Raw genomic sequence first — 21,511 nt, 5'->3', positions numbered from 1 at the left:
GGTGAGCGAGGAGACCAGGACCGAGCACGACTCCATGGGCGCCGTCGAGGTCCCCGCCGACGCGCTGTGGGGTGCCCAGACCCAGCGGGCGGTCGAGAACTTCCCCGTCAGCGGCACCACCATGGAGCCGTCGCTGATCCATGCGCTGGCGCTGGTCAAGGCCTGCGCGGCGGGGGTCAACGGCGAGGTCGGAGTCCTCGACCCGGCCCGAGCCCAGGCGATCGAGGAGGCGGCCGCCCTGGTCGCCGACGGCGGCGCGGACGCCCACTTCCCGATCGACGTGTTCCAGACCGGGTCGGGCACCAGCACCAACATGAACGTCAACGAGGTGGTCGCTCGACTCTGTGCGCTGGACGGCGTCGACGTGCACCCCAACGACCATGTCAACGCCGGTCAGTCCTCCAACGACACCTTCCCCACCGCGATCCACGTGGCCGCCGCTCGCGAGGTCGTCGACGACCTGCTGCCCGCACTCGACATCCTCCGGCGCAGCCTGCACGCCAAGGCCGAGGAGTACGCCGACGCCGTCAAGGCCGGCCGGACCCACCTCATGGACGCCACGCCGGTCACCCTGGGGCAGGAGCTGGGCGGCTACGCCGCGACCGTCGGCTACGCCCGGGAGCGCCTCGAGGCCGTGCTCCCCCGCGTCCGTGAGCTGCCGCTCGGCGGCACCGCCGTGGGCACCGGCCTCAACGCCGCGCCGGGATTCGCGGCCGCGGTCATCGCCGCGCTCGCCGAGCGCACCGGCCAGCCGTTCACCGAGGCCCGCAACCACTTCGAGGCCCAGGGGACCCGCGACTCCCTGGTCGAGCTGAGCGGCGTGCTCCGCACCATCGCGGTGGGACTGACCAAGATCGCCGGCGACCTGCGCTGGATGTCCAGCGGCCCGGCCACCGGGCTCGGAGAGATCCATCTCCCCGACCTGCAGCCGGGGTCGAGCATCATGCCCGGCAAGGTCAACCCGGTGATCCCCGAGGCCACCCTGATGGCGTGCGCACAGGTCATCGGCAACGACGCCACCGTCGCCTGGGCCGGCGCCGCCGGGACCTTCGAGCTCAACGTGATGATGCCGGTCATCGCCCGCAACCTGCTCGAGTCGGTGCGCCTGCTCGCCTCGGTCTCGCGGCTGCTCGCCACCCGATGCGTCGACGGGCTCACGGCCGATCGCGACCGGATGCGCCGCTATGCCGAGGCCTCCCCCTCCGTGGTCACCCCGCTCAACCGTCACCTGGGCTACGAGCGGGCCGCCGCCGTGGTCAAGCGAGCGCTCGCCGACGGGGCCACGATCGCCGACACCGTCCGTGCCATGGGCTTCGTGGAGGGCGGCGAGATCACCGAGGAGCAGCTGGAGGCCGCACTCGACGTGGACCGGATGACCGGCCGCTGAGCGCGGCCGGCCGTCCTCGACTCCAGGACCCGGACTCAGCGCCGGGTGATGCTCTGCCGGCGCTCGGCGCGAGGTCCCACGTTGCCGACGAGGTCGGCACCAGCGACCCGGACCCGCAGCTGGCCCTTGGTGAGCTTCTTGACGCGCACCTTCCAGGCACCGGTGCCCGAGGGGGCACGCGTCGCGGCCTTGGTCTTCTTCCAGGCGCTCGCGGGCGTCGCGCCGGCCCTGACCCAGACGCCCCGCGCGGGCAGATAGGCGTACCACCGGGAACCGCGCTTCTCGATCATCCTGACCTTGACCGGAGCGACGCCCGTCTCGGCGTCGATCGCCTTGCCCTTGACGTAGCGCCACGAGGCCAGCGACGCGGCGCGAGCCGGCTTGGTGATCGTCAGGGTCGGGCCCGCCACGTCGGCGGCGACCACGATCTCGCTGGTGGGCAGCGTCGCGACGTTGCCCGCCTCGTCGGTGGCGTGCACGGTCGGGGTGAAGGTGCCGGCCGCGGCGTAGGTGTGCGTCATCGAGGTCCCGGTGAACGGCTCGACGGTGCCGTCGCCCCAGTCGGCCGAGACCTCCAGCGCCGCGGTGGCGGAGAAGTCGTCGGCGAGCGAGACCTCGGTCAGGGTCACCTCGGTGAAACCGACCCAGGCCGTGGCCGGCCCGGCGGTGAACACGCCCGTCGGCGCCGTGGTGTCACCCACGACGACGGCGGCGAGGGTGAGCACCACGCTGTTGCCGCTGACATCGGTCAGCCGCACCTGCGGGATGTAGCGACCCAGGCCGGCGTACGTGTGGTCGGCGGTGGTGCCGGTCGACCACACCTGCCAACCACCACCGTCGCCCCAGTCGATGTCGCGGAGGATCTCGTTGGTGGCTGTGGCATCGTCGGACAGCTCGTCCTGGGTGATGGTGGCCATCATGTCGGTGGCCGCGACCGAGAAGGCGCCGGTCGGTGCGGTCAGGTCGGGGAGCAGCAGGCTGACCGAGGTCGCGGTCCCCTTGCGCTTCCCGTTGTACGGCGTCACGGTCACGACGACGGTCTGGCCGGCACCGGCCGAGGTCGTGGCGCTCCAGGTCGTGCCGGTCGTCGAGTACGAGCTGACGACCGTGCCGCCCAGCGACAGGCTGACCTGGTAGTTGGTGGTGTCGCTCGCGGCGTCCCAGGTCGAGTCGACCTGGTAGCCGGCGGGCTTGCTGGCCGTGGCGGCGAGATTGGTCACGGGTCCCGGCTTCACCGGCGGAGCGGCCTGGGCAGGGGTACCGGTGAGCAGGATCGCGCCCACGACGGTGGCGGCGGTGACGAGGCGGGTCCACGAGGCGGTCATGGACAGACTGTGAGCGTTGGTCTCGACGATGGTTGCCGATCGCCCGGAGACCACCCACCTGCGGCGGCCAACCACCCGTTCGGGCCACTCGGCACCGGCCCGGAAGGGCCAGGGCACCGCCGTCAGTACCAGTTGTTCTCGCGCTTGAACGCCCAGGCTCCGCACGGGGTTCCGTAGGAGCTCTGGATGTACCCCAGCCCCCAGCGGATCTGCACCTCGGCCGAGGTCATGTAGCCCGGCGGCAGGTCGTGGAGCCCGGTCAGCGCCTGCGGGATGCCGTAGGCGGTCGACGTCGGGTTGTCGGCGTCGACCTGCCACCCGCTCTCGCTGAGGTAGAGCGAGTCCAGGCAGGACCACTGGTCCTCGCCGAAGCCGTACTCCGGCATCAGCGCCCGGGCGATCACCCGGGGGTCGGCGTCCGAGATGTCCTCGGTGCGCGACTCGGCGCGTCCGGTCGGGACCGACAGCGCGGCCGCCTTGGCCGGGTCGGTGGCTGCCCGGTGGTCCGTGCGGGAGCCGGCGAAGGCCGCCTGCCGAGCTGCCCGCAGCGTCGCCCCGGTGTGCGCGATCGGTGCCGAGGCCGCGTAGGAGCTCGGCTCCGCCGACGCCGTCTGCCCGAGCAGCACCCCACCCGTCACCACGGTGCCGGTGGCGGTCGCCGACAGCGCGCCGAGCACCGCGGTGTTGCGGACCGCGGTCCGGGAGGCGCGACGTGCCCGGGCACCCGCGGACGCGTCGGCGTCGCGGTGCTTGGGAACGTGAGCGCGATGCTTGGCCACCGGGGTCCTTCGGGTACGGCGTCTGGGCGAGCCCGCCTCGCCGTTCCCCGAACCCGGCGACGTAGGCGTCAGCCAGACTGTGCCTCAGCACCCACCGGCCCGGACGCGAACGACGCAACTGCCCCCGAGAGCCCGGTCACAGCGCCCCGGGACAGCCCACTGAAGTCACACCCGTCACATCAGTCACAGGTGGTGTGGACCGGTGAGCACCCAGGCCGTCGCGGTCCCGGCGGACCTCAGACGGTGACGTTCTCCAGCATCTCGGTGACCAGCGCCGCGATCGGTGAGCGCTCGGACCGGGTGAGGGTCACGTGGGCGAACAGGGGGTGGCCCTTCAGCTTCTCGACCACCGCGACGACACCGTCGTGACGGCCCACCCGGAGGTTGTCGCGCTGCGCGACGTCGTGGGTCAGCACCACCTTGGAGTTGGCACCGATCCGCGACAGCACCGTGAGCAGCACGTTGCGCTCCAGCGACTGCGCCTCGTCGACGATCACGAAGGCGTCGTGCAGCGACCGGCCGCGGATGTGGGTGAGCGGCAGCACCTCGAGCATGCCCCGGTCGAGCACCTCGTCGATCACGTCGCGGGTGGTGACGGCACCCAGCGTGTCGAAGACCGCCTGGGCCCAGGGCGACATCTTCTCCGACTCCGACCCCGGCAGGTAGCCGAGCTCCTGGCCGCCGACCGCGAACAGCGGACGGAAGACCACGACGCGCTGGTGCAGGCGCCGCTCCATGACCGCCTCCAGACCCGCGCACAGCGCGAGCGCCGACTTGCCGGTGCCGGCGCGGCCACCCAGGGAGACGATGCCGACCTCCGGGTCGAGCAGCATCTCCAGCGCGATCCGCTGCTCGGCCGAGCGGCCATGGATCCCGAACGCCTCCCGGTCGCCGCGCACCAGGTGGACCTGCTTGTCGGGTCCGACCCTGCCCAGGGCGGTCCCGCGCTCGGAGACCAGCACCAGCCCGGTGTGACACGGCAGCTCGCGAGCGGCGTCGAGGTCGAGGTTCCCGTCGTCGTAGAGCTCATCGAGGTCGGCGCCGCCGACCTCCAGCTCCGCCATGCCGGAGTAGCCGGTGTCGGAGTCGGAGACCGCCTCGGCGCGGTACTCCTCGGCGACCAGGCCGACCGCGGAGGCCTTGATCCGCAGGGGCAGGTCCTTGGAGACCAGCGTGACGTCGTGGCCCTCGTTGGCCAGGTTGCGGGCGACCGCGAGGATCCGCGTGTCGTTGTCGCCCAGCCGGAAGCCCGACGGCAGCGACTCCGGGTCGGTGTGGTTGAGCTCGACCCGGATGCTGCCCCCCAGCTCGCCGACCGGGACCGGCTCGTCGAGCCTGCCGTGCGAGACCCGCAGGTCGTCGAGCTGGCGCAGCGCGCTGCGCGCGAAGAAGCCCAGCTCGGGATGGTGTCGTTTGCCCTCCAGCTCGGTGATCACCACCACCGGCAGCACCACCTGGTGTTCGGCGAACCGCCGCAGCGCGCCCGGGTCGGCCAGCAGCACGCTGGTGTCGAGCACGAAGGTGCGGGTCTGGGTGGCGCGGGCGGGCCGGCGCGACGCGGGCTTCTCGGCGGATGTGCGGGACGAGGTCGACACGACTTCCCCTTCGGCGACCGGGACGCACACCCGCGCCCGGCCTTCGGCTCATGACACGCGGTTGGGACGGGGTGCTGCCCGAAGGCCGGGGTGCCGGCCTCCTCGCGCGCGGGCGGGTGCCCCCGCGGTGCGGTCGCAGTGGGTCACGAACGGGCCTCCCGACGAGAGCGAGCTTCCCCACTCACCCTCATCGCGACGGTACGACGCGACACCGGCCACCCAGCCGCGACACGCCCGAACGCGTGATGACGGTCGGGTGAACCCCACACCGATCCGGGGCCGGTCGGCCGGCGGCCCAGGGTGCCGACGAGGCGTCGAGGCGAGGACGCTCAGGCGCCGAAGCGCCGCTGCCGCTGGGTGTAGGCGCGGACCGCGCGCAGGAAGTCGACCTTGCGGAAGTCGGGCCAGTAGGCCTCGCAGAAGTAGAACTCGCTCTGCGCGCTCTGCCAGAGCAGGAAGCCGCCCAGCCGTTGCTCGCCGGAGGTCCGGATGACCAGGTCGGGGTCGGGCTGGCCACGGGTGTAGAGGTGCTCGGCGATGTGGTCGACGTCGAGTGCCTCGGCCAGCTCCTCCAGCCGGGTGCCGCGCTCCGCGTGCTCCTGGAGCAGCGCCCGCACCGCATCGGCGATCTCGCGGCGGCCGCCGTAGGGGACTGCGATGTTGACGAGCAGACCGTCGACATCGCTGGTGGCCTCCTCGGCCGACTTCAGCCGCGCGGTGAGCGGCGCCGGCAGCAGGTCGAGCGCGCCGACGGGGTGCAGCCGCCACCGACGTTGCGCGGCGAGCGCCTCCACGGCGTCTCCGATGACGTCGAGCAGCGTGTCGAGCTCCTCCGAGGGACGATTGAGGTTGTCGGTGGACAGCAGCCACAGGGTGACGACCTCGACCCCCACCTCCTCGCTCCAGTGCAGCAGCGGCTCGATGTTGGCGGCACCCGCCCGGTGGCCGCTGGCCGAGTCGAGGCCGACACCCTTGGCCCAGCGCCGGTTGCCGTCGAGCATCACGCCGATGTGCTTCGGGATGCGGTCCTTGGGCAGTGCCTGGAGCATCCGGGCCTCGTAGGCGGGGTAGAAGAGCCGGCGTACCCGCTCCTTGAGCACCGCCGTCATCGCCACGCGACGATCGTAGCCGGGGTGGACCGGTCCTCGGCCGTTCCGGCACGTCCTGGCGCGTGGCGGAGAACACGTCACGGATCGTCCGACCGCCACCTAGGCTTGCGACATGAACGACGCCCTGCGGTCGCGGCTCGGCGAGCTCCACGAGCAGCTCGACGACGTGCTCGACGACCTCAAGCCGCGGCTTCGCGGATGGCTGCACGCCGCGACCGCACCGCTCACCCTGGCGGCCGGCATCGTCCTGATCGCTCTCTCCCCCACCGCCGCCACCCGGGTCGGGTCGGCGATCTACGCCGCCTCGGCGCTGCTGCTGTTCACCGTGTCGGCCGTCTATCACCGGGGGCGTTGGTCACCGCGTGTGTTCGGGTTCCTGCAGCGCTTCGACCACGCCAACATCTTCCTGCTGATCGCGGGCTCCTACACCCCGTTCACGCTCCTGCTGCTCGACGGCCGCGACCGCACGGTGATGCTCACCGTGGTCTGGGTCGGAGCGGCCCTCGGGGGGCTGTTCCGCATCTTCTGGATCAACGCGCCGCGCTGGCTCTACACCGCGATCTACCTCGGCCTCGGCTGGGCCGCGCTGGCCTACGCCCCGGAGTACTACCAGGGCGCCCGCGAGCTGGGCGTCGGCATCGGCACGGCCGTGCTGGTGCTCGCCATCGTGGGCGGCGCGCTCTACACCCTCGGCGCCGTGGTCTACGGCTTCCGTCGTCCCGACCCGTGGCCGCGGTGGTTCGGGTTCCACGAGGTGTTCCACACCTTCACGATCCTGGCCTTCGTCACCCACTACGTCGGCGTCTCCCTGGCGACGTACTCCCTGCGCTGACGCGCGACCTCACCCCAGCGCGAGCACGAACATCGTCAGGGCCACCAGCCACCCGACCGCGGCGGCGACCAGCAGCGTCCAGCCGATGCCGGCCCGCACCGCCCGGGCGACGAGCCACTCCAGCCCCTGGTAGGCCAGTCCGAGGACGGCGATCGCGAGCGTCACGTGGAAGAGCGCCGCCAGGGCGATGCCGACGATCAGGCCCGCGCGGGCGTACTTCCCCCACGCGAGCGCCAGCACGGACGGGATCACGATCGCCCCGGCCAGCCCGTAGCCGATCTCGCTCCACCAGCTCCCTTCGGGGATCCACGGCAGCGTCCAGGCCCAGGGATAGCCGCGGTCGAAGACCTGCGCCGTCGCGCAGGCGCCGAGGTAGGCGATGGTGCCCACCAGCAGCGCGATCACCGCCCGGTAGTAGACCTTGTTGCGAGCCGGCCACACCCGGCGCGGGCCCTGCCAGAGGGAGGCGGTGGTCACCGCCGCCCAGACCAGCCACCGACGCACCAGCCCGACGTGGGCGTCGCGCATCGCGTTGCGGAAGACCACGTCCGCGTCGATGCGGTCGAGGGGCTCACCCGGTGGGTCCAGCCGGTAGGTCGGGTTCTGGTCGGGGTCGCACACCAGCCCGTCGTGGACCAGGGCGGCCGGCAGGTGGGTCCCCGACTTCGGCACCAGCCAGGTGAACCAGGACGGGACCGAGGTGAGGTCGGTGGTGTACTCGCTGAAGACGTCGGGCACCGTGATCGTGCGCTGGTGCTCCTCGTCGTAGTAGGAGATCGTCGCCAGCAGCGCGAACTCCTCCTTGCCCCGGTCGGTCAGCATCCGCCAGAGCATCACGTTGTCGGGCGTGTGCGGCCAGGTCCTCCGGCGCTCGGCCTCGTCCATCGGCTCGCCGTAGCTGAAGTTGCCCGGGTCCGGTGTGGTCGTCAGCTCCATCGCTCCAGGGTGGCACTGTCGTGGGGCTCCAGAAATGACCCGCGCGGCAGGTATCTGGGGTTCCGGTGGTCGCCCGGGTTTGCGTCATACGCGCAGGCCGCCCCCACGACCGGACGGTATGACATCCCCGCCGGCCGGGGCTTGCGTCATACGCGCCGGCCGCCCCCACAACCGCACCGTGACGCCCCCGCCGACCCCGGGCTTGCGTCATACACCCCGGCCGCCCCACAACCGCACCGTATGACGCCCCCGCCGACCCCGGGCTTGCGTCATACACCCCGGCCGCCCCCACAACCGCACCGTATGACGCCCCCGCCGACCCCGGGGCTTGCGTCATACGCGCAGGCCGCCCCCACGACCGCACCGTATGACGCCCCCGCCGACCCCGGCTTGCGTCATACACCCCGGCCGCCCCCACGACCGCACCGTATGACGCCCCCGGCGCGGGCAGGACCCGCCCGACCTCAGAGCTCGGCGGCGGAGGTGACGGGTCGCTCGCAGACCTGGTGCCGGCAGACGTACGCCGCGGCGCGCCCGTCGACCGCCCTCCGGCCGACCAGCAGCGGGATGTCCTCGCGGGCGTCGTCGGCCACGACCACCACCGCGCCGGGCCGGCGCCGCGCGGCGGCCGCGAGGGCGTCGCGATCGGCCCGGGCGGCCCGACCACGGCCACCTCCTCCGGGCCGTCGAGCATCGACTGCGCGGCAGCGAGACTCCAGCCGACGAAGCGAGGCGCCCGCAGGGCCAGCCCGGCCACGGAGGCGAGCGCCTCCTCGGCGGCCTGTCGGTGCCGGCCGGAGCCGGTCAGTGCGGCATAGGTGGCCAGCGCGTGGACCGTCGCGGAGAGACCCGACGGGCTGGCGTTGTCGGACGGGTCGCGCGGCCGGGCGACCAGCGCCTCGGCGTCGTCGGCGGTGTCGAAGAACCCGCCGTCGTCGGCGCGGAAGTGAGCGAGGGCCACCTCCAGCAGCTCCTCGGCACGCCGCAGCCAGGTCGCGTCACCGGTCGCCTCCACGAGGGACAGAAGCCGCCGGCCACGGCGCCGTAGTCCTCGAGGACACCGGCATGCGCGCCGACGACCCCGTCGCGGGAGGCGCGGCGCAGCCGACCGTCCACGAGATGCAGGTCGACCAGCAGCCGCCCGGCGGCCACCGCCGCGTCGACGTACGCCGGCCGGTCCAGGCGCAGGCCGGCGTCGACCAGGCCGGTGATCGCGAGCCCGTTCCAGGCGGCGACGACCTTGTCGTCGCGGGCCGGCCGCACCCGGTCGGCCCGGGCGGCGAGCAGGGCCGCGCGCACCCGGCGCCAGCGGTCGACGTCGTCGGGGTCGTGCAACAGCTGCAGCACCGACGAGCCGTGCTCGAAGGTGCCGTGCTCGGTGACGTGGAAGAGCTCCGCCGCCCACCCGCCGTCGTCAGGGCCCAGCACTTCGGCGAGCTGATCACGGGTCCAGACGTAGAACTTCCCCTCCACGCCCTCGCTGTCGGCGTCCAGCGCCGACGCGAGCCCGCCCTCCGCGGTGCCCAGCTCGCGGATCATGAAGTCCGCGGTCTCCGCCGCGATGCGCTCCCCCAGCGGTCCGCCTCGACGGGCGTAGAGCCCGACCAGCTGGGCGTTGTCGTAGAGCATCTTCTCGAAGTGCGGCACCACCCACGCCCGGTCGACGGAGTAGCGCGCGAACCCGCCGCCGATCTGGTCGTAGATCCCACCGCGGGCCATCGCCTCGAGGATCGCGTCGAGCATCTCCGGCTCGGCGCGCCGGCGCAGCCACTCCAGTGCCATCGACGGCGGGAACTTCGGGGCCTTCCCGAAGCCCGGCGTCTGCGAGTCGAACTCGCGGCGCAGGGCCGCCTCCGCCTTCTCCAGCTCGGGCGCACCCAGCGGCCCGGCCGCGTGGCTGGCCTGCTGGTTGAGGAAGTCGCGCAGGTCCGACCCGACCCGCCGGATGTCGTCGCCACGGTTGGTCCACGCGTCGACCAGCGCCTGCAGCACCTGCCGGAACGACGGCTGGCCATGCCGCGGCTGGTCGGGGAAGTAGGTCCCGGCGAAGAACGGGTTGCCGTCGTGGTCGAGCACGCAGGTCATCGGCCAGCCGCCCTGCCCGGTCATCGCCGTGGTCGCCTGCATGTAGACCGCGTCGACGTCCGGTCGCTCCTCCCGGTCGACCTTGACGCTCACGAAGTGCTCGTTGAGGTACGCCGCCGTGTCGTCGTCCTCGAACGACTCGTGCGCCATCACGTGGCACCAGTGGCAGGCGGCGTAGCCGACGCTCAGCAGCACCGGGACGTTGCGCGCCCGCGCCTCCGCGAACGCCTCGGGCCCCCACTCCCACCAGTCGACGGGGTTGTCGGCGTGCTGGAGGAGGTAGGGCGAGGTCGCGGACGCGAGTCGGTTGGCCACGATCCCCAACCTACGTGGCCCCCGCCACGTCTCTCGGGCGGCCACTTGCCCCGCGGAGTCGACCTGGGTCATCGTGCGGGCATGTCCGAGGTGACGGCACGACGCAGCGCGGGCGGCAGGCTGCTGCTCCTGGGCGTCGTCGACGTCCTCGTGGCGGGGGTCGCGGCGATGGCGGCGTTCCACTGGTTCGGTGCGGTCAGCGGCGACGACACGAACCCGCCGACCTGCTACAACGGCGCCGGCCACACCGTCTCGTGCGCGCTGACGCAGCCGGTGGTGATGCTGCCCACGTTCATCGTCGTCCTGCTCGGGCTGGTCGCGGTGCAGCTCGCCCGAGGACGACGCGGCCGCTAGGAGGCCCCGAGATCCGGCAAGGTCGGCCACCGCGCGGCCGCCCAGGTGAAGGACAGCGCGTGGCTCACCCGCGCCACTCCCGCCGCAGCAGCCCGAAGACCCACGAGTCCGACACCTCACCGTCGACGACACAGTCCTCGCGGAGCGTGCCCTCGCGCACGAAGCCGAGCTTCTCGAGAACCCGTGCCGAGGCCAGGTTGCGCGTGTCGGTCTCGGCCTGGACCCGGTTGACGTCGAGGGTCTCGAAGGCCCAGGCCAGCAGCGCACCCGCGGCCTCCGTCGCATACCCCTGCCCCCAGGAGGCCTCGGCGAAGCAGTAGGTGATCGCCGCGCTGCGGTGCACGGGACTCCACCTGGTCAGGCTGCACCAGCCGACGAACACATCGTCGGCGACCCGGTCGACCGCCAGCCGGACGCCGCTGCCCTCGGCCGCCATCGCCCGGGAGGCTGTCAGGAACGCCTCGGCCCGCTGGGGTTCGGCCCAGGGCGGTGAGTCCCAGTAGCGGAGCACCGTGGCGTCGCTCTGCAGCGCGAACAGCGGCCCCGCGTCGGCCTCGTCGAACCGACGCAGGCGGAGCCGGTCGGTGGTCAGCGTCGGCGTGGCGAGGGGCACGAGAGCCATGCTGCCCGGCCTCGACGCTTCCCGCCCACCGGTTTCCGCTCCCCTTCGTCCATCGTTTGCTGCAGAAGACCCCGCGACACACCGACGGGAGGGGCCGAACGCGGCAAACGATGGACGACGGCGTCAGGCGGAGGCGACCGCCTCGCGCTGGGCGAGGATGTCCAGCGCGATGTCGACGATCATGTCCTCCTGGCCGCCGACGAGGCCACGCCGGCCGACCTCCATCAGCAGGTCGCGGGTGTCGACGTCGTACTGCGCCGAGGCGTTCTCGGCGTGCCGGAGGAACGACGAGTAGGAGCCGGCGTAGCCCAGGGTGAGCGTCTCGCGGTCGACCCGGACCGGTCGGTCCTGCAGGGGGCGGACCAGGTCCTCGGCGGCGTCCTGGAGCTGGAACAGGTCGCAGCGGTGCCGCCAGCCGCGCAGGTTCGCGACGGCGATGAACGGCTCGATCGGGCAGTTGCCGGCCCCGGCGCCCTGGCCGGCCAGCGAGGCGTCCACGCGATAGACCCCCTCCTCGACGGCGACCACCGAGTTGGCCACCGAGAGGGAGAGGTTCTCGTGCGCGTGGATGCCGATCTGGGTGCCCGGGTCGAGCACGTCGCGGTAGGCGCGGATCCGCTCCTGCACATCGTGCATCAGCAGCCGGCCGCCGGAGTCGGTCACATAGACGCACTGGGCGCCGTAGGACTCCATCAGCTTGGCCTGCTGGGCCAGCGAGGCCGGGTCGCTCATGTGCGACATCATCAGGAATCCCGACACGTCCATGCCGATCTCGCGCGCGGTGGCGATGTGCTGCGCGGCGACGTCGGCCTCGGTGCAGTGGGTGGCCACCCGCACGGAGCGGACCCCCAGGGAGTAGGCCTGCTTCAGCCCCTCGATGGTGCCGATGCCGGGCACCAGCAGCGAGGTGAGCACGGCGTTCTGGATCACCTCGGCCGCGGCCTCGATCCACTCCCAGTCGGTGTGCGAGCCGGGGCCGTAGTTGAGCGAGCCGCCCGCGATCCCGTCACCGTGCGTGACCTCGATGGCGTCCACGCCCGCCGCGTCGAGCGCGGCCACGATCTTGCGGACGTCGTCGGGCTCGATCCGGTGCCGGATCGCGTGCATGCCGTCGCGCAGCGTGACGTCCTGGATGTAGAGCTCGACCTGGTCGTCAGGGGTCTGGATGCTCATGCCGACACCTCCTCGGTCCGGGTCCGGGCATCTCGCATCTTCGCGGCGATGTGCTCGGCGGTGCGCATGGCGGCCGAGGTCATGATGTCGAGGTTGCCGGCGTACGCCGGGAGGTAGTGGGCCGCGCCTTCCACCTCGAGGAAGACCGACACCTTGTGGGTGACCTCCACGTCGCCGACGCCCTTGCCGAGCAGCGTGTGCACCGGCTCGCCCTCGGGCAGCCGGGTGAACTGCACGGCCTGCTTCATCCGGTAGCCGGGGACGTACTCGGCGACCTTCTCGACGACGTCCTCGATCGACTCGCGGATCGCGTTCTGCGCGAGCTCGTCGGGGTCGTTGATGAGGCAGAAGACCGTGTCGCGCATGATCAGCGGCGGCTCGGCCGGGTTGAGGATGATGATCGCCTTGCCCTTCCAGGCGCCGCCGATCACCTCGACGCCGTGCGCCGTCGTCTCGGTGAACTCGTCGATGTTGGCGCGGGTGCCGGGGCCGGCGGACTTCGACGCGACGGAGGCGACGATCTCGGCGTAGGGCACGTCGGTGATGCGCGAGACGGCGTAGACGATCGGGATCGTCGCCTGCCCACCGCAGGTGACCATGTTGACGTTGTCGGCGTCCTCGTGGGTCTCCAGGTTGACCACCGGCACCACGAACGGGCCGATCGCCGCCGGGGTGAGGTCGACCAGCTTCTTGCCGTACGGCGCCAGCTTGGCCGCGTTGACCCGGTGGGCGCCGGCGGACGTGGCGTCCATGACGATGTCGATCTCGTCGAAGTGGTCCATCGCGATCAGCCCGTCGACGCCCTCGTGGGTGGTCGGCACCTTGAACCGGCCGGCTCGAGCGAGCCCGTCGGACTCCGGGTCGATGCCCACCATGGCGGCGCACTCGAGCGTCTTGCTGATCCGCAGCATCTTGATCATCAGGTCGGTGCCGATGTTGCCCGACCCGATGATGGCGACCTTGGTCTTCGCGGTCTGAGGTGTGTCGTTCATCAGTCGTCCTTTCCGGAGAAGCGGGCGGTCACGGTGCCGAGACCGGTGATGGTGGCGGTGACGACGTCACCGGGGCCGACGTCGGCCATCGGACCGAGCGCGCCGGAGAGCACGACCTGACCGGCGCGCAGCGGCTCGCCGAAGTCGCGGGCGGTGCGCGCCAGCCAGGACAGCGCGTTGAGCGGGTCGCCGAGACAGGCGGCGCCGTTGCCGGTGGAGACCTGCTCCTCGTTGCGGCTCATCGTCATCTCGACGTCGACCGGCGCGAAGTCGTCGAGGCTCCGGCGCTCCGAGCCGAGCACGTAGAGCCCGGAGGAGGCGTTGTCGGCCACCGTGTCGCCGAAGCGGATGTTCCAGCCGGCCACCCGGGAGTCGACGATCTCCAGCGAGGCCACGGCGTAGTCGACGGCCGCCGCCACCTGGGCGACGTCGAGGTCGCCGTCGACGAGGTCGTCCTTGAGGACGAAGGCCACCTCGGCCTCCGCCTTGGGCTGGAGCAGCCGGCTCATCGGCACGGTCTCGGTCTCGGCATAGCCCATGTCGTCGAACAGCACGCCGAAGTCGGGCTGGTCGACGCCGATCTGGGCCTGCACGGCCTTCGATGTGAGGCCGATCTTGCGACCGACGACGGTGGCGCCGGCGGCCAGCCGGGCGGCCGTCAGCCGCTCCTGGACGGCGTAGGCCCGGTCGACGTCGGTCTCGCCGATCAGCTCGCGCACGGGGTCACAGGGGACGCCGGCGGCCGCCGCCTGCAGCAGGCGTTCGGCGGCCTCGACGACCTCAGGGGTGGGCTCGTTCGACACGTTGGCTCCTCGGGGCACGGACAACTCAGGGGGTATCCCCACGATGCTGGCCGGTGCGCGCCCATCCCAAGCAGATCGTTCCACTCACCGGAACGACTGACGCCTCATGGCCGGGTGGCCGAGGCCCGCATCTCCTCGCGGCGGGCCAACGTGGCCGCGATGCCGGCCGCCGCCGCCTTCACCGCGCCGGCGACGGCGTCGGGACGGAAGCGGGTCGGCGGACCGGCCACGCTCACCGCCGCCACCGGCCGGTCGGCGGCGTCGAGGATCGGGGCAGCGGCGCAGACGATGCCCACGGCCGACTCCTCGTACTCATAGGCCACGCCCGTCTCGACGATCGCGTCGAGCTGCTGGCGCAGGCGGCCGGGAGCCGTGAGCGTCCGCGCGGTCAACCGGGTCAGCGGGCGGCCCAGCACCTCGGCGCGCACCGACTCGTCGGCGTAGGCCAGCAGCGCCTTGCCGATCGCCGTCGAATGGACCGGCATCCGACCGCCGATGCGGGTCGGCGACTGGCCGTGCCGGTGCCCGGTCACCTTGGCGACGTAGACCACCTCGCCCTCCTCGCGGACCCCCAGGTGCACGGTCTCGTGGGTGCGCTCGTAGAGGTCCTCCAGGAACGGCGTGGCCACCTCCATCAGGGTCCGTTCGAGGGAGGCGAGCATGCCGAGCTCGAACAGCCGCCCCCCGAGGTGGTAGGCGCCGTCCTCCTGCGTCAGCAGCCGCGCCCCCAGCAGGTCGCCGACGACCCGGTGCACCGTCGTCTTGGGCAGCCCGGTCCGCCGCACCAGCTCGGCCAGGGTCAGGCCGTGGTCCTCCGCGGTGAAGGCCTGGAGCACCAGCAGCGCCTTGCCGAGGACCGTGCTGCGATCGGGGACGCCCACGAGCCGGAGCATAGAGGTGCCGGCCGAGACCGACCCCTAGACTTCGCGCCATGCGGGTGTTCGTGCTGTCCACCGGGCGCTGTGGGTCGACGACCTTCGAGCGCGCCTGCAGCCACATCACCAACTACACCGCCGGCCACGAGACGCGGCGACGCTTCCTGTTCGAGCGCCGCTTCGAGTACGCCGACCAGCACATCGAGTCCGACAACCGGCTCAGCTGGTTCCTCGGCGGGCTGGCCCGCCGCTTCGACGACGACGACACGTTCTACGTGCACCTCACCCGCGAGCGGAACCTGGTCGCCCGGTCCTACGCGCGTCGCTTCGACGGCCGCTTCCACTCGAGCATCATGAGGGCGTTCGGCCAGGGCATCGTGGTCCGGAAGCGGTGGGACCCGAGCCAGCACGTCAAGGTCGCCCGGTTCTACGTCGACACGGTCACCGACAACATCCGTGAGTTCCTGCGCCACCGGACGCACACCATGGACTTCCCCCTGGAACGGGCCAAGGAGCTCTTCCCCGTCTTCTGGGAGCGGATCGGCGCCGAGGGCGACCTCGAGGCGGCGATGGCGGAGTTCGACGTGCGGCACAACGCGGAGCGACGCCCCGGGGCCTCCGGACGCCCGCCCGAGACCGTGGCTGGTCCGGCCGACCTAGGCTGAGGACATGGACGCGCACGCCTGGGACACCCGCTACGCCGACGCCGACCTGGTCTGGTCGGCCGAGCCCAACCTGTTCGTCGCCCGCGAGTGCGCCGACCTGCCCGTCGGGACGGCGCTCGACCTGGCCGCCGGCGAAGGACGCAACGCCATCTGGCTGGCGCGGCAGGGCTGGGACGTCACGGCGGTCGACTTCTCCCAGGTCGCGCTCGACAAGGGGGCACAGGTGGCCGGCGACGCCCCGGTCCGCTGGGTCCACGCCGACGCGACGAGCTGGCAGCCGGACCGCGCCTACGACCTGGTGGTGCTGGCCTACCTCCAGCTGGCCGCAGAGCAGCGCGCCGCCGCCGTCCGCGTCGGCTTCGATGCGCTGGCACCGGGTGGCACCTTCCTGGTCGTGGCCCACGACAGCACCAACCTCCGGGAGGGGACCGGCGGACCGCAGGACCCCGCGGTGCTCTACACCGCGCAGGACGTGCTGGCCGACCTCGACGGCCGCTCGTACGACGTCCAGGTCGCCGAGCGGGTCGAGCGCGTGGTGGCCGGAGGTGGCACCCACCGGCATGCCGGTGACGCCGGGGCCGTGGCCTACGACTGCCTGGTGCGGCTCACCCGACGCTGACGCCGAGGATCACGACTCCTCGGTGTGCGCGGCCTCCTCCGCGGCGTCGCGCGCGTCGTCGGAGTCGTCGGGCTCATCGGTCTCGTCGGTCTCGTCGGCCGCCTCGGCAGGCGGGTCGCCGAACACCCCGGCGTCCTTGGCGGCCTGCGCCTTGCGGAGCTGCTTGGTGAAGTTGAACAGCAGGAAGACCGTGGCCCCGATCAGGACGACGAAGATCAGCGCGCCCCACGGGCCGGCGACCACGTCGTCGTCCTGGGGCACCGGGTCCTGAGGGGTCGTCGTGACCGCGAAGGCGAGGGTCTCCATGCCGCCAGTGTCTCAGGACGGGTCGGCGACGCCGGCGAACAGGTCCGACTCGGGCGTGGGGCTGTCGACGTGGCTGACCACGAGCTCGAAGTCCTCGTGCGGCCAGACCTTCTCCTGCAGCTCACGCGGGATCGCGAACCACATGCCGTCGGGGTCGATCTGGGTGGCATGGGCCAGCAGCGCCTGGTCGCGGACTCCGAAGTAGTCGGCGCACTCCACCTGGGTGGTGATCCGCGCGTCCCACTCCGGCTCCGGCTTCCACTCCGCGAGCCGCTCGGCCCAGGGCGACTCGAGACCGTGCTCGATCATGGCGTCGTGGAGGGCCTGCATCCGCGGCCGGTTGAACGAGTGGTGGTAGTAGAGCTTCAGCGGCTGCCACGGCTCGCCGGCGTCGGGGTAGCGAGCCGGGTCGCCGGCGGCCTCGAAGGCCGCCACACTCACCCGGTGGCACATGATGTGGTCGGGGTGCGGATAGCCGCCCCGCTCGTCGTACGTCGTCACGACATGCGGCCGGAACGAGCGGATCAGCCGCACCAACGGCTCGGCGGCCTCCTCGACCGGCACCGACGCGAAGCAACCCTCCGGCAGCGGGGGCTTGGGGTCGCCCTCGGGCCAGCCGGAGTCCACGAAGCCGAGCCAGTCCTGGGTCACGCCGAGGATGTCACGCGCCCGCTCCATCTCCTGGCGCCGGATCTCGGTGATGTTGGCGAGGATCTCGGGGCGGTCCATCTTGGGGTTGAGGATCGAACCGCGCTCGCCACCGGTGCAGGTGACGACGTGGACGTCGACGCCCTCGGCGACGTACTTCGCCGTCGAGGCAGCGCCCTTGCTCGACTCGTCGTCGGGGTGCGCGTGCACGTGCATCAGGCGGAGACCGGCGCGCGGGTGCGCCGCGCGGGAACGGTCGTCGGATGGCTCCTCAGGCATGCGGAGAAGTCTAGGTGGGCGACCCGGGCCCGCCGCAGCCCGCGCCAGGATGCGACCATGGCCGGGTGAGCGCAGCGCCCCGGTCGACCGACGAGCTCCTGCGGCAGCGCTACGGACGTGGTGGCCGGGCCCGCGGGACGCTCGTCGCCGCCGTCGTGGTGTCGGCGGCGTTCCTGGTGTGGCTCGGCTGGGCCGCCTGGTCGCACGCGACTCCCACCGTCGAGTCCGACCTGGTCGGCTTCAGCGTGGTCGACGACCATGCCGCCACGGCTCGGGTCGACGTGGTGATCCACGGTGGCGTCGACCCCGACCAGGCCGGCGTACGCTGCCTGGTGCGGGCGAGCTCCGTGGACTTCACCCCGGTCGGCGAGCTGTCCTGGGTCCCCACCCCCGGACGCAACGAGGTCACGGTCCGGACCGAGCGACGGGCGACGACCGTCGAGCTCGTCGGCTGCACGGCCACGGACCAGAAGCGCCCGCGCTGACCAGCGGTTTCGGCCGAGAGATCGGCAATTCCCGCGCCCGCTTGCTACGCTGGATGGTCAGTTGATCCCGCAGGGCTGACCGGGCCGCCCAGGCCCGGGTCGTGCAGCCGACGGAGTGCCGCACGAGAAGCCCGCGCCCTCCGTTGACGCATGACCCGACTCTAGGCGTGCGCCGGACGGCCGCCGGGCCCAGGCACCACAGACCAACGCAGGTGCGGCGGTACGCCGCCGGCTTTCCCCGAGCACCTCAGGAGAAGACCCATGACGCAGTCCAGCGAGCAAGAGACGATCTGGCTCACCCAGGAGGCCCACGACAAGCTCGTGGCCGAGCTCGAGGAGCTGCGCGGCCCGGTCCGCCACGAGATCATCGAGCGGATCAGCGCGGCCCGCGACGAGGGCGACCTCAAGGAGAACGGCGGCTACCACGCCGCCAAGGACGAGCAGGGCAAGGTCGAGGCCCGCATCCGCCAGCTGGAGGAGATGCTGCGGCGTGCCGAGGTCGGCACCCCCGAGGACGACGGCACCGTCTCCCCCGGCATGAAGGTCACCATCCGCTGGCCCGGCGACTCCGACACCGAGTCGTTCCTGCTCGGACACCGCGAGATCGAGGACGACCAGCTCGATGTCTTCTCGCCCCAGTCGCCGCTGGGGTCGGCGATCCTCGGCGCGCGCGTCGGCGAGACCGTCACCTATGTCGCGCCCAACGGCAAGGAGCTCGCCGTGGAGGTCGTCGAGGCGGTTCCCTACGCCGGCTGAGCCCGTTCGCCGCTGAGCTCCGGCCGGGTGGCCGGGCCCCATCCATCGAGGTCGGTCGATGCCTCCGAGGAGCGAGATCGCGAAATTTCCCCTCAGAAACTGCGATGTGGCTCCTCGGAGGAGGAAAACCCGTCAGCCGCCGGCGCTCACCCGATAGCCACACTCGCGCAGCCGGGTGACCACGAGCTCGGCATGGTCGGCACCGCGGGTCTCGAGCTGCAGGGCCACCTCGACCTCGTGCAGGCCCAGGGCCGGCGAGATCCGCTCGTGCGTGAGGTCGATGACGCTGGCGCCGAGCGAGCCGATCTCGGTGAGCAGCCCGGCAAGCCCGCCGGGGAGGTCGGAGATGACCACGCCGAGGTAGAGGTAGCGCCCCGCGGCGGCCATGCCGTGCCGGATCACCTTGCCCAGCAGCAGCGGGTCGATGTTGCCGCCGGACAGCACGGCCACGGCCGGCGTGGCATAGGCGGTCGGGTCGTCCATCAGCGCCGCCACGGCCGCGGCGCCGGCCGGCTCGACCACCTGCTTGGCCCGCTCCATCAGCGCCACCAGCGCCCGCGCCAGTGAGTCCTCCGAGACGGTCACCACGTCGTCGACGTACTGCTGGACGGCGGCGAACGTGACGTCTCCGGGCCGACCCACCGCGATGCCGTCGGCCATCGTCCGCATCGTCTCGAGCTGGACCGGGTGCCCCTCCGCCAGCGACGGAGGGAAGGCGGCGGCCTCGGCCGCCTGGACGCCGACGACCCGGACCTCGGGCCGCTGGGTCTTCACGGCGATGGCCACGCCCGCGAGCAGCCCACCCCCGCCGGTGGGGACCAGCACGGTCTCCACCTCGGGTGCCTGCTCCAGGATCTCCAGGCCGCAGGTGCCCTGGCCGGCCACGATGTCGACGTGGTCGAACGGCGAGATGAAGACCGCGCCGGTCTCCTCGGCGTACTCCTTGGCTCGGGCGATGGCCTGGTCGAGGTACTGCCCGTGGAAGATGACCTCGGCGCCGTAGCCCCGGGTCGCGTTGACCGTCGGGATGGGCGCGCCCTCGGGCATGAAGACCGTCGACCGAATGCCGAGCAGCTGGGCGGACAGCGCCACGCCCTGCGCGTGGTTGCCCGCCGAGGCCGCCACCACTCCGCGGCTCTTCTCGTCGTCGGTGAGCCGGCTGATCCGGAGATAGGCGCCGCGCGGCTTGAACGAGCCGGTGCGCTGCAGGTTCTCGCACTTGAGCCGCACCGGCCCGCCGGCGAGCGCCGAGAGCCACCGCGCGCCCTCCATCGGGGTGCGGATCGCGATCCCCTGGAGCAGCCCGGCCGCGGTCCGGATGTCGTCGAGGCCGACTCCCGGAGGGTCACCCATCGCGACCCTCGGCGGCGTGGTCGTCCGCGTCGTCGGCGGCGGCTGCCGCATCGGCGGCGGGTGTCTCGTCGGGGTCCATGTCGTCGCCGACGGCGCCGTCGTCGGCCTCACCGTCGGGTGGTCCCGCACCGGCGGCGAGGTGCTGGACCACGGCGTTGCCCGCGGCAGCCAGCGGTACGGCGACCAGGGCGCCCGCGATGCCGGCGGTGATCACGCCGCACCCGATCGCCACGATCACGCCCAGCGGGTGGACCGACACGAACCGACCCATCAGGAAGGGCTGGAGCACGTGCCCTTCCACCTGTTGCACGGCGATCACGCCGGCGAGCATCAGCAGCGCGGTGATCGGGCCCTGGTCGACCAGCGCGACGAGCACGGCCACCGCGCCGGCCACCGTGGCACCGACCATGGGCACGAAGGCGCCGAGGAAGACCAGCACGCCGATGGCGGCGACGAACGGGACACCGAGGACGGCCGCGACGATCATGATGCCGATCGAGTCGGCCAGCGCGACCAGGACCGTGGCCCGCACGAACTGGGTCAGCGAGTTCCACGCCACCCGGCCGGAGCTGTCCACACGCTCGCGGGCCGCCCGGGGCGCGATCCGGACCGCCCAGCTCCAGATGCGGTCGCCGTCGGCGAGGAAGAAGTAGGTCGAGAAGAGCACGATGAAGAAGCCCGCGAAGACATGCCCGATCGTGGTGCCGAACTCGGTGACGGTGCCGACGACCTCACCGTTCTGGGCGCGGTCGGTGATGGACGTCTGGGCCCGGTCGATGTAGTCGTTGATCTGGCTGTCGGTCGCGTGCAGCGGCCCGGTCTTCAGCCAGTCCTTGATCTGCCCGAGCCCGTCGGCCACGGAGGTGGCCAGGTCGTTGGCACCGTTGGCGACCTGCTGGCCGACGAAGGTCAGCAGACTGACCACCACGACCAGGCCGCCCACCACGACGAGCCCGGCCGCCAGGCCGCGCGGGATGCCGATGTCCTTGAGCACCCGCACCACCGGGACGGACAGCGAGGTGATCAGCAGCGCCACCACCAACGGCAGCGTGATGACCGCGAAGAACGCGAGAACCCCCAGCAGGATGTAGACCGCGAAGCCGATCACGATCAGCCGCCACGACCAGGCCGCCGCCAGGTCGAGCCCCCACGGCACGTGTGCGCGGCGATGCCCGTCGGCGGTGCGGTCCTCGGCGACCGGCTCGGTGGCGCTCACGG

Annotated in this window: 23 protein-coding genes; 7 read left to right on the top strand and 16 right to left on the bottom strand. The window is 72.2% G+C overall.

Translation table 11 applies throughout. From position 1 onward, the window contains the following. Position 1 precedes the first annotated feature (1 nt). Positions 2 to 1,387, top strand: coding sequence for a class II fumarate hydratase (locus R2740_RS04640; protein ID WP_371301517.1), 1,386 nt, complete (start codon positions 2 to 4; stop codon positions 1,385 to 1,387). A gap of 35 nt (positions 1,388 to 1,422) precedes the next feature. On the opposite strand, the gene R2740_RS04635 is transcribed toward R2740_RS04640, so the two are convergent. The 4 genes from R2740_RS04635 to R2740_RS04620 form a co-directional block, all read right to left on the bottom strand. Continuing rightward, positions 1,423 to 2,712, bottom strand: a complete 1,290-nt coding sequence (locus R2740_RS04635) for a PKD domain-containing protein (RefSeq protein ID WP_371301516.1) — start codon at positions 2,710 to 2,712, stop codon at positions 1,423 to 1,425. Positions 2,713 to 2,834: 122 nt separating this feature from the next. Then, on the bottom strand, positions 2,835 to 3,491 hold the full coding sequence (locus tag R2740_RS04630; RefSeq protein WP_371301515.1) for a lytic transglycosylase domain-containing protein: 657 nt from the start codon (positions 3,489 to 3,491) through the stop codon (positions 2,835 to 2,837). A 236-nt stretch (positions 3,492 to 3,727) separates the two neighbouring features. Next, entirely contained in the window at positions 3,728 to 5,008 is a 1,281-nt protein-coding gene (locus R2740_RS04625) for a PhoH family protein (RefSeq protein ID WP_371301654.1), read from the bottom strand. A gap of 407 nt (positions 5,009 to 5,415) precedes the next feature. After that, the gene (locus R2740_RS04620; RefSeq protein ID WP_371301653.1) at positions 5,416 to 6,195 is read right to left on the bottom strand and encodes an isoprenyl transferase; all 780 of its coding nucleotides are present in this window, start codon (positions 6,193 to 6,195) and stop codon (positions 5,416 to 5,418) included. A 112-nt stretch (positions 6,196 to 6,307) separates the two neighbouring features. Here R2740_RS04620 and R2740_RS04615 point away from each other — a divergent pair, with 112 nt between their 5' ends. Further along, complete coding sequence (locus R2740_RS04615) at positions 6,308 to 7,027, top strand: hemolysin III family protein (protein WP_371301514.1); 720 nt, start codon at positions 6,308 to 6,310, stop codon at positions 7,025 to 7,027. Positions 7,028 to 7,036: 9 nt separating this feature from the next. Here the strand turns inward: R2740_RS04615 and R2740_RS04610 are convergent, their stop codons facing one another. From R2740_RS04610 to R2740_RS04600, 3 genes are all read right to left on the bottom strand, one after another. Next, positions 7,037 to 7,963, bottom strand: a complete 927-nt coding sequence (locus R2740_RS04610) for a DUF1353 domain-containing protein (protein ID WP_371301513.1) — start codon at positions 7,961 to 7,963, stop codon at positions 7,037 to 7,039. 464 nt (positions 7,964 to 8,427) lie between these two features. Next, complete coding sequence (locus tag R2740_RS04605) at positions 8,428 to 8,556, bottom strand: hypothetical protein (protein WP_371301511.1); 129 nt, start codon at positions 8,554 to 8,556, stop codon at positions 8,428 to 8,430. A gap of 211 nt (positions 8,557 to 8,767) precedes the next feature. Next, the gene (locus tag R2740_RS04600; protein WP_371301510.1) at positions 8,768 to 10,363 is read right to left on the bottom strand and encodes a thioredoxin domain-containing protein; all 1,596 of its coding nucleotides are present in this window, start codon (positions 10,361 to 10,363) and stop codon (positions 8,768 to 8,770) included. An 81-nt stretch (positions 10,364 to 10,444) separates the two neighbouring features. Between R2740_RS04600 and R2740_RS04595 the strand changes: the two genes are divergently transcribed. Beyond that, the gene (locus tag R2740_RS04595) at positions 10,445 to 10,717 is read left to right on the top strand and encodes a hypothetical protein (RefSeq protein ID WP_371301509.1); all 273 of its coding nucleotides are present in this window, start codon (positions 10,445 to 10,447) and stop codon (positions 10,715 to 10,717) included. Between the two features lie 64 nt (positions 10,718 to 10,781). On the opposite strand, the gene R2740_RS04590 is transcribed toward R2740_RS04595, so the two are convergent. The 5 genes from R2740_RS04590 to R2740_RS04570 all read right to left on the bottom strand — a co-directional run bounded on the left by R2740_RS04590 (position 10,782) and on the right by R2740_RS04570 (position 15,188). Continuing rightward, positions 10,782 to 11,339, bottom strand: coding sequence for a GNAT family N-acetyltransferase (locus R2740_RS04590; protein ID WP_371301508.1), 558 nt, complete (start codon positions 11,337 to 11,339; stop codon positions 10,782 to 10,784). A gap of 123 nt (positions 11,340 to 11,462) precedes the next feature. Beyond that, the gene (dmpG, locus tag R2740_RS04585; protein ID WP_371301507.1) at positions 11,463 to 12,512 is read right to left on the bottom strand and encodes a 4-hydroxy-2-oxovalerate aldolase; all 1,050 of its coding nucleotides are present in this window, start codon (positions 12,510 to 12,512) and stop codon (positions 11,463 to 11,465) included. Continuing rightward, positions 12,509 to 13,504: an acetaldehyde dehydrogenase (acetylating) gene (locus R2740_RS04580; RefSeq protein ID WP_371301506.1), complete on the bottom strand. Its 996-nt coding sequence runs from the start codon at positions 13,502 to 13,504 to the stop codon at positions 12,509 to 12,511. Before R2740_RS04580 ends, dmpG begins: the two co-directional genes overlap by 4 nt. Continuing rightward, on the bottom strand, positions 13,504 to 14,307 hold the full coding sequence (locus R2740_RS04575; RefSeq protein WP_371301505.1) for a 2-keto-4-pentenoate hydratase: 804 nt from the start codon (positions 14,305 to 14,307) through the stop codon (positions 13,504 to 13,506). Before R2740_RS04575 ends, R2740_RS04580 begins: the two co-directional genes overlap by 1 nt. Before the next feature lie 104 nt (positions 14,308 to 14,411). After that, complete coding sequence (locus tag R2740_RS04570) at positions 14,412 to 15,188, bottom strand: IclR family transcriptional regulator (RefSeq protein WP_371301504.1); 777 nt, start codon at positions 15,186 to 15,188, stop codon at positions 14,412 to 14,414. Positions 15,189 to 15,238: 50 nt separating this feature from the next. On the opposite strand from R2740_RS04570, the gene R2740_RS04565 reads away from it, so the two are divergent. Then, on the top strand, positions 15,239 to 15,847 hold the full coding sequence (locus R2740_RS04565; protein ID WP_371301503.1) for a hypothetical protein: 609 nt from the start codon (positions 15,239 to 15,241) through the stop codon (positions 15,845 to 15,847). Positions 15,848 to 15,851: 4 nt separating this feature from the next. Beyond that, the gene (locus tag R2740_RS04560) at positions 15,852 to 16,466 is read left to right on the top strand and encodes a class I SAM-dependent methyltransferase (RefSeq protein ID WP_371301502.1); all 615 of its coding nucleotides are present in this window, start codon (positions 15,852 to 15,854) and stop codon (positions 16,464 to 16,466) included. A 9-nt stretch (positions 16,467 to 16,475) separates the two neighbouring features. On the opposite strand, the gene R2740_RS04555 is transcribed toward R2740_RS04560, so the two are convergent. Both R2740_RS04555 and mca read right to left on the bottom strand, forming a co-directional pair. Further along, the gene (locus tag R2740_RS04555) at positions 16,476 to 16,772 is read right to left on the bottom strand and encodes a hypothetical protein (protein WP_371301501.1); all 297 of its coding nucleotides are present in this window, start codon (positions 16,770 to 16,772) and stop codon (positions 16,476 to 16,478) included. 12 nt (positions 16,773 to 16,784) lie between these two features. After that, on the bottom strand, positions 16,785 to 17,699 hold the full coding sequence (gene mca, locus R2740_RS04550) for a mycothiol conjugate amidase Mca (RefSeq protein WP_371301500.1): 915 nt from the start codon (positions 17,697 to 17,699) through the stop codon (positions 16,785 to 16,787). A gap of 65 nt (positions 17,700 to 17,764) precedes the next feature. On the opposite strand from mca, the gene R2740_RS04545 reads away from it, so the two are divergent. Both R2740_RS04545 and greA read left to right on the top strand, forming a co-directional pair. Continuing rightward, positions 17,765 to 18,184: a DUF4307 domain-containing protein gene (locus tag R2740_RS04545; protein WP_371301499.1), complete on the top strand. Its 420-nt coding sequence runs from the start codon at positions 17,765 to 17,767 to the stop codon at positions 18,182 to 18,184. 261 nt (positions 18,185 to 18,445) lie between these two features. Continuing rightward, positions 18,446 to 18,940: a transcription elongation factor GreA gene (gene greA, locus R2740_RS04540; RefSeq protein ID WP_371301498.1), complete on the top strand. Its 495-nt coding sequence runs from the start codon at positions 18,446 to 18,448 to the stop codon at positions 18,938 to 18,940. 132 nt (positions 18,941 to 19,072) lie between these two features. On the opposite strand, the gene ilvA is transcribed toward greA, so the two are convergent. Together ilvA and R2740_RS04530 are read right to left on the bottom strand one after the other, a co-directional pair. Continuing rightward, a complete protein-coding gene (ilvA, locus tag R2740_RS04535; RefSeq protein ID WP_371301497.1) occupies positions 19,073 to 20,293 on the bottom strand; it encodes a threonine ammonia-lyase in 1,221 nt (406 codons plus the stop codon). Then, positions 20,286 to 21,509, bottom strand: coding sequence for an AI-2E family transporter (locus R2740_RS04530; protein WP_371301496.1), 1,224 nt, complete (start codon positions 21,507 to 21,509; stop codon positions 20,286 to 20,288). The genes ilvA and R2740_RS04530 overlap by 8 nt, the downstream gene beginning before the upstream one ends. Positions 21,510 to 21,511 lie beyond the last annotated feature (2 nt).

The organism is Nocardioides sp. (assembly GCF_041393715.1).
Taxonomy (GTDB): domain Bacteria; phylum Actinomycetota; class Actinomycetes; order Propionibacteriales; family Nocardioidaceae; genus Nocardioides.
The sequence above is the reverse complement of the archived record's forward strand: the minus strand, read 5'-3'. Positions and strand labels throughout refer to the sequence as shown.